The 15750-nt window shown below is 63.3% G+C and carries 16 protein-coding genes; 5 read left to right on the top strand and 11 right to left on the bottom strand.

Translation table 11 applies throughout. From position 1 onward, the window contains the following. Positions 1 to 25 precede the first annotated feature (25 nt). Complete coding sequence (locus BPRO_RS06135; RefSeq protein WP_011482189.1) at positions 26 to 643, bottom strand: ParA family protein; 618 nt, start codon at positions 641 to 643, stop codon at positions 26 to 28. 73 nt (positions 644 to 716) lie between these two features. Between BPRO_RS06135 and BPRO_RS06130 the strand changes: the two genes are divergently transcribed. Both BPRO_RS06130 and kefC read left to right on the top strand, forming a co-directional pair. Next, positions 717 to 1445 carry an NAD(P)H-dependent oxidoreductase gene (locus BPRO_RS06130; RefSeq protein ID WP_011482188.1) on the top strand — a complete coding sequence of 243 codons (729 nt, stop codon included), beginning with the start codon at positions 717 to 719 and terminating at the stop codon, positions 1443 to 1445. Next, positions 1445 to 3271, top strand: a complete 1827-nt coding sequence (gene kefC / locus BPRO_RS06125; protein ID WP_011482187.1) for a glutathione-regulated potassium-efflux system protein KefC — start codon at positions 1445 to 1447, stop codon at positions 3269 to 3271. Before BPRO_RS06130 ends, kefC begins: the two co-directional genes overlap by 1 nt. A 31-nt stretch (positions 3272 to 3302) precedes the next feature. Here kefC and BPRO_RS29455 read toward each other — a convergent pair whose 3' ends face one another. From BPRO_RS29455 to BPRO_RS06085, 8 genes are all read right to left on the bottom strand, one after another. Continuing rightward, positions 3303 to 3488, bottom strand: coding sequence for a hypothetical protein (locus tag BPRO_RS29455; RefSeq protein WP_157045740.1), 186 nt, complete (start codon positions 3486 to 3488; stop codon positions 3303 to 3305). A gap of 213 nt (positions 3489 to 3701) precedes the next feature. Beyond that, the gene (locus BPRO_RS06115) at positions 3702 to 5588 is read right to left on the bottom strand and encodes a serine/threonine-protein kinase (RefSeq protein ID WP_011482185.1); all 1887 of its coding nucleotides are present in this window, start codon (positions 5586 to 5588) and stop codon (positions 3702 to 3704) included. 199 nt (positions 5589 to 5787) lie between these two features. Continuing rightward, the gene (locus BPRO_RS06110) at positions 5788 to 6543 is read right to left on the bottom strand and encodes a sulfite exporter TauE/SafE family protein (RefSeq protein WP_011482184.1); all 756 of its coding nucleotides are present in this window, start codon (positions 6541 to 6543) and stop codon (positions 5788 to 5790) included. 141 nt (positions 6544 to 6684) lie between these two features. Next, on the bottom strand, positions 6685 to 7665 hold the full coding sequence (locus tag BPRO_RS06105) for a Bug family tripartite tricarboxylate transporter substrate binding protein (RefSeq protein WP_011482183.1): 981 nt from the start codon (positions 7663 to 7665) through the stop codon (positions 6685 to 6687). 72 nt (positions 7666 to 7737) lie between these two features. Continuing rightward, positions 7738 to 8736, bottom strand: a complete 999-nt coding sequence (locus BPRO_RS06100; protein WP_011482182.1) for a Bug family tripartite tricarboxylate transporter substrate binding protein — start codon at positions 8734 to 8736, stop codon at positions 7738 to 7740. 171 nt (positions 8737 to 8907) lie between these two features. After that, a complete protein-coding gene (pcaF, locus tag BPRO_RS06095; RefSeq protein WP_011482181.1) occupies positions 8908 to 10110 on the bottom strand; it encodes a 3-oxoadipyl-CoA thiolase in 1203 nt (400 codons plus the stop codon). Between the two features lie 85 nt (positions 10111 to 10195). Next, complete coding sequence (locus BPRO_RS06090) at positions 10196 to 10837, bottom strand: 3-oxoacid CoA-transferase subunit B (RefSeq protein ID WP_011482180.1); 642 nt, start codon at positions 10835 to 10837, stop codon at positions 10196 to 10198. Positions 10838 to 10889: 52 nt separating this feature from the next. Beyond that, positions 10890 to 11606 (bottom strand): 3-oxoacid CoA-transferase subunit A, encoded by a 717-nt coding sequence (locus BPRO_RS06085; protein ID WP_011482179.1) that lies wholly within the window; start codon positions 11604 to 11606, stop codon positions 10890 to 10892. A 164-nt stretch (positions 11607 to 11770) separates the two neighbouring features. Between BPRO_RS06085 and BPRO_RS06080 the strand changes: the two genes are divergently transcribed. Continuing rightward, entirely contained in the window at positions 11771 to 12574 is an 804-nt protein-coding gene (locus BPRO_RS06080; protein WP_011482178.1) for an IclR family transcriptional regulator domain-containing protein, read from the top strand. 42 nt (positions 12575 to 12616) lie between these two features. Here the strand turns inward: BPRO_RS06080 and BPRO_RS06075 are convergent, their stop codons facing one another. Next, a complete protein-coding gene (locus BPRO_RS06075; RefSeq protein WP_011482177.1) occupies positions 12617 to 12838 on the bottom strand; it encodes a hypothetical protein in 222 nt (73 codons plus the stop codon). Positions 12839 to 13054: 216 nt separating this feature from the next. On the opposite strand from BPRO_RS06075, the gene BPRO_RS06070 reads away from it, so the two are divergent. Then, positions 13055 to 13489 (top strand): DUF1841 family protein, encoded by a 435-nt coding sequence (locus tag BPRO_RS06070; RefSeq protein WP_011482176.1) that lies wholly within the window; start codon positions 13055 to 13057, stop codon positions 13487 to 13489. A 234-nt stretch (positions 13490 to 13723) separates the two neighbouring features. Continuing rightward, a protein-coding gene (locus BPRO_RS06060) for an IS3 family transposase (protein ID WP_198140981.1) occupies positions 13724 to 14997 on the top strand; the annotation gives its coding sequence in 2 pieces (ribosomal slippage) (positions 13724 to 14086 and positions 14089 to 14997; 1272 coding nt in all). Positions 14998 to 15033: 36 nt separating this feature from the next. On the opposite strand, the gene BPRO_RS06055 is transcribed toward BPRO_RS06060, so the two are convergent. Further along, on the bottom strand, positions 15034 to 15699 hold the full coding sequence (locus BPRO_RS06055) for a c-type cytochrome (RefSeq protein WP_011482175.1): 666 nt from the start codon (positions 15697 to 15699) through the stop codon (positions 15034 to 15036). Positions 15700 to 15750: the final 51 nt, after the last annotated feature.

Genomic DNA, 15750 nt, shown 5'->3' with positions numbered 1-15750 from the left:
ACAAGCCCCCTCCCCGCCTGCCCGCCTACTCGTCGAGCCAGCGGCAGACGCCCTGCCACTGCTCCAGGTCCTTGTCGACCCGGCTGGGCGCCACGTCAAACAGGCTCAGTCCCCGGGCGGCCAGATGGATGTAGTTTTGCGTGTCCCGCAGATAACCCAGCACCGGCAGCCCCAGGCCTTCGACAAAGTCGCGCAGCTTGTCGGCGGCAATCGTGCGGGCGTCCACCCGCATGCCGATGACGCCCACCTGCATCTTGCCGGCATGGCGGTGCTCGGCCAGTTGATCCAGAAAGGCGCGCGTGGCGAAAATATCAAACACGCTGGGCTGCAGCGGCACGATGACCTTGTCGGCCAGCTTGACGATGTCGTTGAAACGCCAGCCGTTCAGACCGGCCGGTGTGTCCAGCACCACATGGGTGGTTCCCCGCGGCGGTCTGGCAATCAGGTCAGCATTCAGGTCCCAGGTCGCGACGGGGCGCGCAGCGGGCGGACGCAAGCCCAGCCACAGCCGCGAGGACTGTTGCCGGTCGGCGTCCCCGAGCATCACCGCATGGCCCTGCGACGCATGGTAGCCGGCAATATTGGTGGCCAACGTCGACTTGCCGACGCCCCCCTTTGGATTGGCAATCACGACCACGGGCATACAACTCTCCTCTGGTGCTGAAGAACTTACCCAAGCGTAAGTTCACTGCTTGCTTTTCCGCTATGGTAACGGCATGGACACCGTTCTCACAAACGCTCACAGGGCGGACAACGCCAGCAGTCAGGCTGCGAATACCGACATCTACGTCATCGCGGCTCATCCGGCGTGGCGTGAATCGCGCGTGAATCGCCCCCTGATGGAGGCCGCGAAGACGCTGCCGCGCGTGCAGGTGCAAGACCTGTATTCGAGCTACCCCGACTACGCCATTGACGTCGCCCGGGAGCAGGCCGCGCTGGAGCAGGCCCGGTTGGTGGTGCTGCTGCACCCCATCCAGTGGTACTCGATGCCCGCCCTGCAAAAGCTCTGGCTGGACGATGTGTTGACGTATGGCTGGGCCTATGGCCAGGGCGGACACGCCCTGGAAGGCAAGGATTTATGGCTGGTGGCGACCACCGGCGGGCCGGAGACTTCCTACCATCCGCAAGGCTACAACCGCTATTTTTTCGATGCTTTCCTGCCGCCCTACGAGCAAAGCGCCATCCTGTGCGGCATGCGGTTCTTGCCGCCCATGGTGCTGCACGCTGCGCATCGGGTCAGCACGGAAGTCGTTGCCCAGCACCTGGCCACCTTCAGCCAGCGCCTGCAAAGTTACCCCGACTGGCCCGAACTCGAAGAGCTTGAGCAATACCCCGCCTGCGCGGTGCCCATGAAAGACCGCTTGCCCAGGGACGAGGCCAGCATCGAAGCGGACCCGGAAAGCAAGGACGCAGGTACAACGACGAACGTGGGAGCCACCCGCTAATGGAACACGCCCCCGCCTGGCTTACCAACAGCTTCATCTACCTGGCAGCTGCCGTTGTCGCCGTGCCGCTGGCCAAGAAATTCGGCCTGGGCTCCATCATTGGCTACCTGGCCGCGGGCATTGCCATCGGCCCCTGGGGCATGGGCCTGGTCACCAATGTCCAGGACATTCTTCACTTCGCCGAATTTGGCGTGGTGCTGATGCTGTTTCTGGTCGGCCTGGAACTGGAGCCCCAGCGCCTGTGGAATTTGCGCCGCCCCATCTTTGGCTGGGGCAGCGCGCAGGTGCTCGGCTGCGCCGCCCTGCTGACCGGCGCGGCCATGCTGTTTGGCGTGGGCTGGCAGACGGCGCTGGTGGCCGGCCTGGGCCTGGCGCTGTCGTCCACCGCGATCGCGCTGCAGTCCATGGGCGAGCGCAACCTGCTGCCCACGTCCAGCGGGCAGGCCGGGTTTTCCATTTTGCTGTTCCAGGACGTTGCGGCCATCCCGATTCTGGCGCTGCTGCCGCTGCTGGGTGCGGTGGCCGGCGAAAACGAGGCCGCAGCCCAATCACATCGAGCGATTGAAGCTCTTAAAATCATAGCAGTCATCGGCGGCATCATTCTCGGCGGCCGGTTGCTGCTGCGCCCGCTGCTGCGCTGGATCGCCAACAGCGGCACACCCGAGATCTTCACGGCCGCATCGCTGCTGCTGGTGGTCGGCATTGCCGCGCTGATGCAGCTGGTCGGCCTGTCCATGGCGCTGGGTGCTTTTCTGGCCGGCGTGCTGCTCGCGGAAAGCGAATACCGGCGCGAACTGGAAACCGACATCGAACCCTTCAAGGGTTTGCTGCTGGGCCTGTTTTTCATCGCGGTGGGCATGAGCATCGACTTTGGCGTGCTGTGGAAATCGCCCGGCCTGATGGCGGCCATTCTGCTGGGCTTCCTGGGCCTGAAGCTGGCGGTGATCTACGGCCTGGCCTGGCGCATGAAGCTGCCCTACCAGGAGCGCCCGGTGTTCACGGTGCTGCTGGCGCAAGGCGGTGAATTTGCCTTCGTGGTATTCCAGGCCGCGGCGGGCGCGCAGGTGTTTTCCGCCGAAACCGCCTCGCTGCTGATCGGCGCGGTGGCGCTGTCCATGCTGATCAGCCCCCTCCTGCTGGTGGCTGTCGACAAGCTGCTGCTGCCGCGCTGGGCCAACTGCAGCACGCCGCAGCTCGAAGAAATCTCCGAGCCGCAGCAGGCCTCCATCATCATTGCCGGCTTTGGCCGCTACGGCCAGATCGTCGGCCGCATGCTGCTGGCGCAAGGCATTCCGGCGACGGTGCTGGAGCACGACGCCGACATGGTGGAAACCGTGCGGGCCTTCGGTTACCGCGTCTTTTACGGCGATGCCACACGGCTGGACCTGCTGCGCACGGCCGGCGCCGCCAGCGCCAGAATTCTGGTGCTGGCGGTCGACAGCATGGAGCAGTCGCTGAAGATCGTGGACCTGGCGAAGGAGCACTTCCCGAACCTGGAGATCGTGGCCCGCGCGCATGACGTGACGCACTGGAATGCGCTGCGGGACCGCGGTGTGATGCGTGTGGAGCGCGAGGTCTTCGAGTCCAGCCTGCGCAGCGCGCGCACCGTGCTGGAACTGCTCGGCCAGCCGCCGCATGAAGCACGGCAGGCCGCCATGCGTTTTCGGCAGCACAACCTTGAATTGTTCGAGCGGATGTACCCGCACCGCAAGGACCGCACCAAGGTCATCGCCGTCGCCACCCAGGGGCGGCTGCAACTGGAAGAGCAAATGGCGCAGGAGCGCGCTCAAGCGGCGCAGCCCCGGCCCCAGGACTGGCACGGCTGACTTTCAGGAAAAAATGGCTTTACCCCAATAACTATTTGGGGAAATAACTATAAAAACGATAGCACAACTCCTGCTCAAACCGCACCCGATCCGGCCCCCCCTGCGAAGCCCTCGCGGCTTCGGCCAGCACCAGCAGGCGAAAGCGGTTGACCACCGGGTTGTCCACTTCATCGTCGGCGCGCCTGGATGTACGAAGCAGGCCGCGGGACAAAAGCACGGCCCGGCTCCAGCGCTCAGCCAGCCAAAGCTGCCAACCGGCACAGGCCGCGCTGACTGCAGAGACGACGATGCAAGAAAGGTCGAAACGGCTGACCGAGCGACGACTCGCCGGCATGGGGCACATCGGCTCACAGCCCCATAAAAAAGCCCTGCGACCTTTTATCAACAATCACAGGTGGCTACTGTTTTTGTAGCACACCGCGGCGAGAAACTACCTGAGCGATTGCTCGGACTCCCGCTGTCGCTGCTCCAGGGCGCGCCGCTCCACACACACCGGGTGGTTGGCGAAGATGGGCCGCGCGCATTGCACGGCAATGCAGATCTCAAGGGTCACGGCATTGCGCCCTTCGCAAAACTGCCTGGGGTGCGCCGGGGCCACGGCGGCCGTATCCCGCCTCGGCTGAGGAGCGGGCGCGGGCGCGGGCGCGGCCTCGACCACTGGCGTTTTTACTTGAGCCTGCTGAGCCGGCCTCGGCTTGTCAATTACCCGTGTTCTACCCGGCGCGGGGGCTGCTTCTGCCGGGCCGGTTGCCTCTGGCTGCGCGGCTGCGGCTGGCACGCTCTGGGCTGACGTGGCTGGCATGAGGGGAGCTTCCGGCGATGCCGTTGTCGCTACGACTGCACCGGTGCTGGCTGCGGCTGAAGGGGCGGGTGCGCGGGCACCCGGGCCCGATGCCAGCTTGAACCCGATACCGGCGGCCAGCACCACCATGGCCGCAATGGCCCAAGTCGAACGCCGGGACATCAGGCCGGCGGGAGCAGCGCTGGCGGCCGGTGCGGAGGCGGCGAGCTCCTCCATCGACAGGGGCCCGGCGCTGCGGGCCGTGGCCGCAGACCCGGCTTGGGCGCTACCCTCAACGGCGCCCGGCAGCGTGTCGGCGATGCGGCCGTTCCCCCGTCTGGGCTCAGGCACTGTCTTGTCGAGTTGCGTGGCAGACAGCGGCATCGCCTGCTTGCCCACGTCGGAGCGCAGGCCGATATCTGTATCCTCGCCCCCCAGCGCGCCGAGCTTCTTCAGGCGGCGGCGTGCCAGGTCAGCGTAAATGCCGACGGGAAATTTGTTCAGGAAGCCCCGAATATCTTCGGCGTCGTTCGAGTCCTTGATCTCTTTCCAGTAGATCAGCTCGAGCTCCTGCGTCACGATAGGAATGTCGGTGCTGGTGCCCGACTGCAACCCCACCAGCGCTTCGCCGGGGTGCAGCGTGCCCGTCCAGGTAGAACTGCTGGCCGACACGGCCGGGCTTGCAGGCGGAACCACCGCCGGGTCAGCCGCTTCGCGGGCGGCGGCCTGCAGGGCCGCATTGAATTCCCGTGCGGTTGAAAAACGCTGGGACGGTGATTTGGCCAGCGCCCGGGCCACCACGGCGTCGATCGCAGCGGGTAATCTCGGGTTGAAGGAGGTCGGCGCCTCAGCGGCGTGCCCAACGATCTGCTGGATGATGACGAAGTCGGTGTCACCGTCAAACGGCCGCTTGCCCGTGAGCAGCTGGTACAGCACGATGCCGGCGGCGAACAGATCGGCCCGCGCATCAATCGGCCGGCCCTGGACCTGCTCCGGCGACATGTACTTCAGGGTGCCCACCATGGTGCCCCGCGTGCGTGTGGCATCGCTCGAATCCTGGATGCGGGCCACACCAAAATCGGTGAGCTTGACATGCCCATTGCCCTGGATCAGCAGGTTGGCCGGCTTGATGTCGCGGTGAACGACGCTTTGCCGGTGCGCATAGTCCAGCGCCGACAGCAGGTCACCCATGATGCCCAGGGTTTGCGCCAGCGTGTAGAGCTTGCCCTGGTCCATGTGGTGCTTGAGGTCATCACCGTGGATAAATTCCATGACCAGGTAAGCCATGTCGCCATCGCGATCGGAGTCGTACACGCTGACAATGTTGGGGTGCTGCAGGCGAGCCGCCGAGCGGGCTTCGGTCCGAAAGCGCACCTCGTAATCGGCGGCTTCCTCTTCCGACAGGTTCTCAACCTTGATGGTCTTGATCGCCACCCGGCGGTCCAGGTTGGGATCGCGCCCCTCGTATACCAAACCCATGGCGCCCTTGCCAAGCACGCGGATGAGATCGTATCGACCTAGCTTCTTGAGACTCATGAGGGAATGGAGAGGACCGCAATAAGAACGAAGCAAAAATGCTGACGAAAGATACGTTGCGAAACGCAAACGATTCTAGCCTGCATCGACGATCAGTCCGGAGATCGGACCCACCGCCGTGGCGGCTTGCCACCCATTGGCATGCGTGGCGCGGCCTGCCCAACGCACCAGCCAACACCGCCAACACAGCTAACACCCGCTAACGCAATCCGTCCCAGACCAGCTTGCAGCCCGTGAGCAACATGCCGACATACAGCAGCCGGTAAAAAAGAACCGGACTGATGCGCCTGGCCAGACGCACACCAATCCACACACCGACCGGCGCCAGGGGCAAGAGCACCAGCGAGGTGGCCATGTTGCGCAAGTCGAGCAGACCCAGCAAGCCATAGGGAATCCATTTGGAGAGGTTGATCACAAAGAAGAAGGCCGCCATGGTGGCGGTGAACTTGATCGGACTCAGACGCATCGGAATCACATAGGCGCTCAGCGGCGGCCCGCCAGCGTGCGCCACAAAACTCGTGAAGCCCGAGGTTGCCGTCAGGATGGCTCCCAGCCACCGGGGCGGCGGCGGGCTGTCGGGCCGGGGCGGAAACAGCAGGCGCTGCGCCAGAAACAACAGCGTGAACACACCCACAATGCCGGCCACCATCCGGGCGTCCAATGCCTTGAAGAGCAGCGCGCCCACCACGATACCCACCAGACCACAGGGAATCAGGAAACGCAGGAACTTGAAGTCGAAATCCTTGTGAAAGGCCGCCAGGCCCAGCAGGTCCATCAGCAACAGCACCGGCATCAGGATCGCGGCAGCCTGCGGTACCGTCACGGCCAGCGCCATCACCGGCACCGCAAGAGATCCAAAGCCCGCGCCAAAACCGCTTTTGCTGATGCCCAGCATCAGCACCGCGGGGACGGCCACGACGTAGAAAAACGGGTCGGTGATCAGCGGGAAACTCACGGTGCCGTGGCTTTCAGGCCTGGGCGTGTGAGCCCGATGGCGCGCGGAGCAGCGCAGCGAGTCGCGACAGGGGGATGGGAAGCCATGGTCGCCCGATGTTACAGGGCCAGTAACCACCAGGCGCCCCACCCCGGACGGCAACTATTCGACCGTGGCGCCGGAGCTCTTCACGATTTCGGCCCACTTGGCGCTTTCCTTCCTGATCAGGGCGGCGTACTCGGCGGGGCCACCCAGCAGGGGAACCGCGCCCTCCACGCCCAGACGGAACTGGAAATCAGGAGAAGCGGCGATCTTCAGCATCTGCGCCGACAGCTCCCTGATGGTGGCCTCCGGCGTGCCGCGGGGCGCGAGGATGCCGTAGGTCAGGGTGCTTTCGAATCCGGCCAGGCCCAGCAGACCGGACTCGGCGATGGTGGGCACCTCGGGCAGCGAGGGAAGCCGCTGGCTGCCGCTGACCGCCACGGCCCGCAGGCGGCCACTTTTGACCAGCGCCAGCGCCGGCGGGATGACGCTGAACATCATCTGCACCTGCCCGCCCACCAGGTCCGTCAGGCCGGGGGCCGTGCCCTTGTACGGGATGTGGCCGATCTTGACCCCGCTCTTCTGCTCGAACATCTCGCCCGTCAGGTGGCCGCCCGTGCCGCTGCCGCTGGAGGCGTAGTTGAGCGAGCCCGGTTGTGCTTTGGCCAATGCCAGCAGGTCGGCCACCGTCTTCACCGGTGACGAGGCCGGCACCACCAGCACCAGGGCCGATGAGGCAAACATGGCGACCGGCGCGAGGTCCTTCTGCGGGTCATATTTCAGCTGCTTGTACAGCGCCGGGTTGATCGACACCGTGCCGGAGTGCCCCAGCAACAGCGTCGTCCCATCGCCCGCACTGCGCACCACCTGCTCCGTGCCGAGGTTGCCACCAGCGCCGGGCTTGTTTTCCACAATCACGCTCTGGTTGCGCAACTCGCCCAGGCTTTTTGCCATCTGGCGGGCGAACACGTCGTTGCCCCCACCGGGTGCGAAAGGCACGACGATTTTGATCGCTTTGGCGTTTTGGGCCCACGCTGGAGCGGCCAGTGCGGCAAGCGCGCCCAGCAGCAGGCTGCGGCGTTCTGGACGAAGATGGTTCATGCTGGCACTTTCTCAATCAACAACCCGAAGGTCCGGTGGAAGACACAAGCGGCAGACGCCGGGCAGGGCCTGTCAGTCCAGAGAGACGTTTGCCTTGCGGATCACGTCGCCGAAACGCCGGGTCTCGCTCTGCACGAACTGGTTGAACTGCTCGCGTGTCTGCGGAAAGGGCTCATAACCAAAGCTCTTGAATTTCTCAAGCACGTCGGGTTCGGCAAGCGCCTTCTCGATGTCGCGCTTGATCTTGTCGCTCACGGCGTCAGGAAGGCCCTTGGGCACCGCCATCGCATTCCAGCCGGTGACCTCGAAGCCCTTCGGACCACCGGACTCGCCGACCGTCGGTACATCGGGGAAGGCCGCCACGCGCTTGGGCGCCGCCACCGCCAGGAAGCGCAGTTTGGCCGCGCGCTGCAGCGGCCCCGCGGTGGCGCTGCTGCCCAGCGCGAAGGCCAACTCGCCCGTGGAGACCGAGGTGTAGAGCTGGGTGGTCTCCTTGTAAATCACATGCTCCATCTGCGTGCCGGTCGCTGATTCGAACAGCTCCGAACCGAGGTGCACGGGATTGCCGACCGACCAGGAACCGTAGTCCAGCTTGCCGGGGTTGGCCTTCGCGTCGGCCACCAGGTCAGCGATTGACTTGTATTTGCTGGTCGTCGGCACGGTGAAGAAAAAGTAGGTCTTGAAGAGCGGCAGCAGCGCATCAAAGTCCTTGCCTGCGTCGTAGGGCAGTTTCTTGAACAGCGCCGGGTAGGCTGCCAGGTGCACGTTGTCGAGCACGATCAGGTCATGCCCATCCTTGCTGCCGCGCTTGAAGGCATCGATCGCGATGAAACCGTTGCCGCCGGGCCGGTTCTCGACCACCACCGGCTGACCCCAGGTGCGTGACAGTTTGTCGGCCACCAGACGCGCCACGCCATCAGGGCCACCGCCCACCGGAAACGGCGTGATGATGCGCACCGGCTTGGTCGGAAACTGCTGGGCGCCGGCCGTGGCCGGCAGCAAACCGGCGGCGGCCAGCGCGAATGCGGCCAGGCCCAGGGTGCGGCGTGCTGCAGAGAACTTGAAAGGCATGACTGTCTCCTTGTAACTATGAATTAACTTGAATTCCGGAAATAAAACAGGGTTCGGACGCCTGACGTCCAATAGAAAGAGAAATGCGCAGATTGCTATTAAATAAATAGCAAATCAAACAGTGACATGGCAGCTCATTGGCTGCTCAATGACGGCCCAAGGGCAAGTCGATCAAACCCGCTCAAGAATCACCGCAATGCCCTGCCCCACGCCAATGCACATGGTGCACAGCGCATAGCGCCCGCCGCCCTTGTGCAGCTGGTTGACCGCCGTGGTGGCCAGGCGGGCACCGCTGGCGCCCAGCGGGTGGCCCAGCGCAATGGCGCCGCCATTGGGGTTGACGCGCGGGTCGTCATCACGCACGCCGAGCAGGCGCAGCACCGCCAGGCCCTGCGCGGCAAAGGCTTCGTTGAGCTCGATCACGTCCATCTGCGCCAGCGTCAGGCCGGTGAGCGCCAGCACTTTTTGCGTGGCCGGCGCGGGGCCTATGCCCATGATGCGCGGCGCCACGCCCGCCGTGGCCATGCCGACGATGCGGGCCCTGGGCGTCAGGCCGTTCTTGGCCGCGCTGGCCTCATCGGCGAGCAGCAGCGCGCAGGCGCCGTCGTTGACGCCGCTGGCATTGCCGGCGGTAACGGAGCCATCGGGACGCACCACGCCCTTGAGCCGGGCCAGCGTTTCCATCGAGGTCTCGCGCGGATGCTCGTCCTTGTTCACGATGATGGGATCGCCCTTTTTCTGCGCGATCGTCACGGGCGTGATTTCGGCATCGAAGTAGCCTGCTTTTTGGGCCGCCACGGCCTTGAGCTGGCTGGCCAGGGCCATCTTGTCCTGGTCTTCGCGGCTGATCTTGTAGTCGGTGGCCACGTTCTCGGCGGTTTCGGGCATGGCGTCGACGCCGTACTTTTCCTTCATCAGCTTGTTGACGAAGCGCCAGCCTATGGTGGTGTCATACACAGCGTTGGCGCGGCTGAAGGCGCTTTCGGCTTTGGGCATGACGAACGGTGCGCGGCTCATGCTTTCGACGCCTCCGGCGATCATCAGTTGGGCCTCGCCCGACTTGATGGCGCGGGCGGCCGTGCCCAGGGCGTCCAGGCCGGAGCCGCACAGGCGGTTGATGGTGGCGCCGGGCAGCTCCAGCGGCAGGCCGGCCAGCAGGCTGGACATGCGCGCCACGTTGCGGTTGTCTTCGCCGGCCTGGTTGGCGCAGCCGAAGATCACGTCGCTCACCAGTTGCCAGTCGACGTTGGAGTTGCGCGCCATCAGGGCCTTGAGCGGAATCGCGCCAAGGTCATCAGCACGCACGCTGCTCAAGGCGCCGCCGTAGCGGCCGAAGGGGGTGCGAATGGCATCGCAGATAAAAGCCTGGTTCATGAAATGTCTCCTGAATTTCCGTTCAATACAGGACCTGAGCAGGACCTGAGCCCTTCAAGCCCGAACGGATTGGTTAATTAAAAAATTAAACGGCTATCGGCAAGCCGACGAGTTTTTCCAGTTCGCCATGCGTCAGGCCCTCGACCTTGTCGATGAGCTTGAGACCCTGCGGCGTACACGCCAGCGTGGCGAGTTCCGAATAAATGCGCTTGACGCAGGCAATGGCGGTGAGCGGATAGCTGCATTGCGCCACCACCTTGCTCTCACCCTTTTTGGTCAGCAGGTCCATCATCACCCAGGTCTGCTTGGCGCCCAGGGCCAGGTCCATCGCGCCGCCCACGGCGGGGATCGCATCCTTTTCCCCGGTGTGCCAATTGGCCAGGTCACCCGTTGCCGACACCTGGAAGGCGCCGAGCACACAAATGTCAAGGTGGCCGCCGCGCATCATGGCAAAGCTGTCGGCGTGGTGAAAGAAGGAACCGCCCTTGAGCAGCGTCACCGGCTGTTTTCCGGCGTTGATGAGGTCATAGTCCTCCTGGCCCTCGGCGGGCGCAGGGCCCATGCCAAGAATGCCGTTTTCGCTGTGCAGCAGCACCTCGCGGCTGGATGGAATATGGTTGGCCACCAGCGTCGGCATGCCGATGCCGAGGTTCACGGTGGCGCCTTCGTAGATGTCTTGCGCAACACGGGCGGCAAGCTGGTCTTTGGTGCGTTTCTGGTAGGTCATGGGTTACTCCGTCCGGATGGCTGGTCAATGATGGCAAATGATCACAACAGGTTCAGGCCACGTTTTTGAAGCCGCCGGCCTGGGTCGCCACGCGGTCTATCTTCACGATCTGCTGCACGAAGATGCCGGGCGTCACGATGTGCTCCGGATTGAGCGCGCCGAGCTCGACAATCTCGTGCACCGTTGCCACGGTTTTTGCAGCGGCCGTGGCCATCACCGGGCCAAAATTGCGCGCCGCCATGCGGTACGTCAGGTTGCCCCAGCGATCGCCCTGTTCGGCCTTGATCAAGGCCACATCGCCGTAAATCGGCATCTCCAGCACGTACTGCTTGCCGTTGAGTTCGCGTGTTTCCTTGGCCGAGCCATCCGAATTTTTGGCCAGCTCGGTGCCGTAGCCCGTGGGCGAGAAAAATGCGCCTATGCCCGCTCCCGCAGCGCGAATCCGCTCGGCCAGGTTGCCCTGCGGCACCAGTTCCAGCTCCAGCTTGCCGCTGCGATACAGCCCGTCGAACACATGGCTGTCGGCCTGGCGCGGAAAGCTGCAGATGATTTTGCGCACCCGCCCGGCCTTCAGCAGGGCCGCCAGCCCGGTCTCGCCGTTGCCCGCGTTGTTGTTGACCACGGTCAGGTCTTTGGCGCCCTGCGCAATCAGGCCGTCGATGAGCTCATTGGGAATGCCGGCGGTGCCAAAACCCCCGATCAGAATGGTTGAGCCGTCTTTCACGTCCGCCAGCGCATCGGCGATGGAGCGGGCAATCTTGTTGATCATTCAATTGTCTCCAGCAGGGAACAGGGCAGAAACAGGCAACACGCCAGCACAGCCAGGTGACCGGGCATACCGGGCGCGAATCCAGCAGAGTTTCCGGTCCACCAGATTTTGTTCGACATTAGAACAAGAGTTCGTATAATGAATTTTAGGAGATTTTTACAGCCATGGCAAATCCCGCCTCCACACGCATCGCAGACCTTAAACCCGGCGACGGGTATGTGCAATCCTTTGCACGCGGGTTACAGGTCATCCGCTCCTTCAGTGCCAGCGCACCGCGCCAGACACTGACCGAAGTGGCGCAACGCAGCGAGCTGAGCCGCGCCGGTGCGCGCCGCATCCTGCTGACGCTGGAGTCGCTGGGCTATGTGCGCAGTGAAGGCAAGCTGTTCAGCCTGACACCACGCATTCTCGATTTGGGGTTTGCCTACCTCTCGTCCATGCCAATCTGGAACCTAGCCGAGCCGGTCATGGAAACGCTGGTCGCGCAGGTCAAGGAGTCCTGCTCGGCAGCGGTGCTGGACGGCACGGACATTGTGTATGTGCTGCGCGTGTCCACCCACAAGATCATGAGCATCAGCCTGGGCATCGGCTCCCGGCTACCCGCCTACTGCACCTCGATGGGCCGCATGCTGCTGTCTGCCTTGCCAGAAACCGAGTTGATGGAGTGCCTGGAACGCTCGGAGCGGACGGCCCGGACCAAGTACACCGCGGTCGATGTGAAGGAGATCGCGGCCCGGATTGCGCAGGTTCGCAAACAGGGCTGGTCGCTGGTGAATCAGGAACTCGAAGAAGGACTGGTGTCGATGGCCGCGCCCATCACCAACCGGGCCGGCCAGATGGTGGCGGCGCTGAACATCAGTGGCCAGGCCAACCGTACCAGTGCCAAGGTGATGCAGGAAACCATGCTGCCGCAACTGCTCGCGGCTGCACAAGCGATATCGCGCATGCTGAGTGTTCAGCGCAGCTGAGTTAGCTGCGCTGAAACGAAGGGAGCGCGGACTTTCGGCCTTTCAGGGCTTGCGGAACCCCACCACCAGCAAAACCCCACCCAGGGCCATGGCGCCTATGCTCAGCCACTGAGGAATGTTCACCGATTCCTTTTCCTGCACCTTCAATTCGATAGGGCCGATTTTGGCGGTGGTCGTGTCTTTGGTGAAGCTGAAACCCCCCGTGAAAAATCCGGCCAGACCGGCAACGATCAGGATAATTCCCGCGATTTTTGCTGCATTCATCGAATCTCCTCACCGGGCTACCGGGCTTATTGATGTGTGGTGTGGCTGCGCGCCGGAACAGCGCCACCATGAATCATAAATGTACCGCTGCATATCCCCTCTGTCTGTAGGACGTGGGGATGTGGCGTGACGCGGCCAAGCGCAAGCCCGGTGAAAACGCCAAAGCGCAAGACACCACACAGGCCCGGCAAGCAGGCTGCGTGATACGCTTTAGCCATGTTCACGCCCTCGCAAGCCGACGTCCGGCGATTTTTCTGTTCGGTTTATGCCAAAGCCCGTGCGGGGCAGGCACTTGAAGCTATAGAAATCATAGCAAGCCAGTGGATGGAGGAACACCCCGAATACCACGCCGATTTTGCCGACGCCGATGCCGCGCTGGAAAAAATGTATGACGTCGAGGCTGGCCACACCAACCCCTTCCTGCACCTCTCGATGCACCTGTCGATCAGCGAGCAGTGCTCGATTGACCAGCCGCGCGGCATCCGCCAGGCGGTGGAGCTGTTGACCGCGCGGCGCAACTCACTGCATGACGCGCACCACGAGGCCATGGACTGCCTGGGACAGATGGTGTGGGAAAGCCAGCGCGCAGGCCGGCCACCGGATGGCGATGCCTACATCGCATGCGTTCAGCGCCGCGCTACAAGGGATTAGCCCCCACGTTCGCTCTACTAGCGTGTAGCTCTCTGCCCCCGAGGGGGCGCTGCGCCTGCGGCCCGGCTAAGCCGGTTCCGCGGCCCCTGCTGGAGCAGAGCCTCCCCGCTTTCCTTGGGCGGCCCGGCGGAACACTGAGCCATAAAAAAAAGCCGCTGAGACAGCGGCTTTTTTGTACTTATTGACCCGTCCTGAATAAGGTTGACACTTTTCTATCCAGGAAAAGGCAAGTCAATGGAATCAGGCATTAAACGCAAGCAGGGCGATTACACGCTGGCTTTTAAGCTGTCGGTGGTCGAGCAGGTAGAAAAAGGCGATCTCACGTACAAACAGGCCCAGCACCGCTACGGTATCCAGGGCCGCTCGACGGTGCTGGTGTGGCTGCGCAAGCACGGACGCCAGGCGTGGGGAGGTGCGGCATCATCAAGGCCGACCATGCCGATATCCCCCAAATCACCCCGATCCGCATCAGACGTGCCGCTCACGCCCGAGCAGAAGATCAAAGCGCTCGAAGTGCAGCTTCGCGAGGCGCGCGAGAAGGCCCAACTGTTCGAAGCCGTGCTCGATGTCCTGAAGAAGGACTACGGCGTGCGTGTCGTAAAAAAGCCTTTGGGCAAGTCCTCGCGCAAAAGCTCCTCCCGCAGTTGAGCGTCGCGAAGGCTTGCCGCCACTGGGGCGTCAGCCGCCAGGCCTACTACCAGCAGTTGCAGCATGACCGGCACCGCTGTGAGCGTGCGGACACCGTGATCGAGCTCGTGCGCTCGGTGCGGCTGCGCCAGCCGAGGATAGGCACGCGCAAGCTGCACCACATGCTCAGCCAGCCCCTGGGACAGGCGCAGGCCAGCCTGGGGCGCGATGCGCTGTTTGACGTGCTGCGCCAGGCCCGCCTGCTGGTGGCGCCCAGCAGGGCGTATCACAAGACGACCAACAGCTGCCACCGGTTTCACCGGCACCCGAACCTGCTCAAGGCGGGGCCCCGGCAAGTGCGCCCGAGCGCTGGCGAGCAGGTCTGGGTGGCCGACATCACCTACCTGCCGACCGACCAGGGGTTCGTCTACCTCAGCCTGGTCACGGATGCCTGGTCACGCAAGATCGTCGGGCACCACGTGCATGACAGCCTGCGCACAGAGCAGGTCAGCCAGGCCTTGAAGACGGCGCTCAAGGGCCGGCAGACCAGGCAGGCGCTGGTGCATCACTCGGACCGCGGCATCCAGTACTGCTCGAGCGAGTATCAGGCGATTCACGCGCGCCACGGCATTGTGTGTTCGATGACCGATGGCTACGACTGCTACCAGAATGCGCTGGCCGAGCGCGTCAACGGGATTCTGAAGATGGAGTTCCTGCTTCAAAGACCGGCCGACCTCGATCAGGCCAGAAAAATGGTTCAGCAATCCGTGCATATCTACAACCAGGAAAGACCACACCTATCCCTACAATTGAAAACGCCCGGTGAGGTTCACCGGGCGTCTCTGGCTGGCCTTCACGGCTCAGCTATTTGTGTTTCATAGGTGTCAACCTATGGCAGGACGGGTCATATTCTGCGTTCAGCGGAACTTGCTCTGGGGAATCACCTTGAGTTCACCGTCCACCGAAGCCAGGTAGTTCGCCAGCAGCTTCAGCTCGGCATTGGTGTACTGCTTGGCCATGCCCGCCATGATGGCGTTGCCGCGACCCACCTTGGGGTTGTTGTCGGTCTTGTAGGCCTTGAGCGCCACGAACAGGTAATCACTGTGCTGGCCGGCAATCTTGGGATAGGCCGGATCGACCGGTTTGCTGAAATTGGCGCCGTGGCATGAAGCGCAATTGGCCTTGTTCAGCAGGGCCTGCACATCAGCGCTGGGTTCTTTGGCTGGCTTGGCAGGAAGCTCGGCACCTGCTGCCGCACCATGCGTACTGTAATAAGCAGCCAGGTCGGCGATGTCCTGGTCGTTCAGCGACTCGGCAATGCTGCGCATGGTCGGATGCTTGCGCTCACCTTTTTTGTAGGCATTGAGCGCGGCCACGATGTATTTGCCCCCCTGGCCGGAAATCATCGGCACCTTGTAAATCTCGGGGAACGAGGCCTGGTAGCCCTTGATGCCGTGACAGCCAATGCACATGGCGTTCTTGGTTTCGCCGGCTTTGGCATCGCCCTTAACTTCCTGGGCCAGGCTTGAGACCGTCACACAGGAGACAGCTACAGCGAATATCGTGGTCAACAGCTTATTCATTTTGCGCGCACAATCAGGTGAGAATTCATCGTATAAAACAACGGTGGATTA

It is taken from the genome of Polaromonas sp. JS666 (assembly GCF_000013865.1).
In the GTDB taxonomy this organism is placed as follows: Bacteria; Pseudomonadota; Gammaproteobacteria; order Burkholderiales; family Burkholderiaceae_C; genus Polaromonas.
This window is presented reverse-complemented; position numbering and strand designations above follow the sequence as displayed.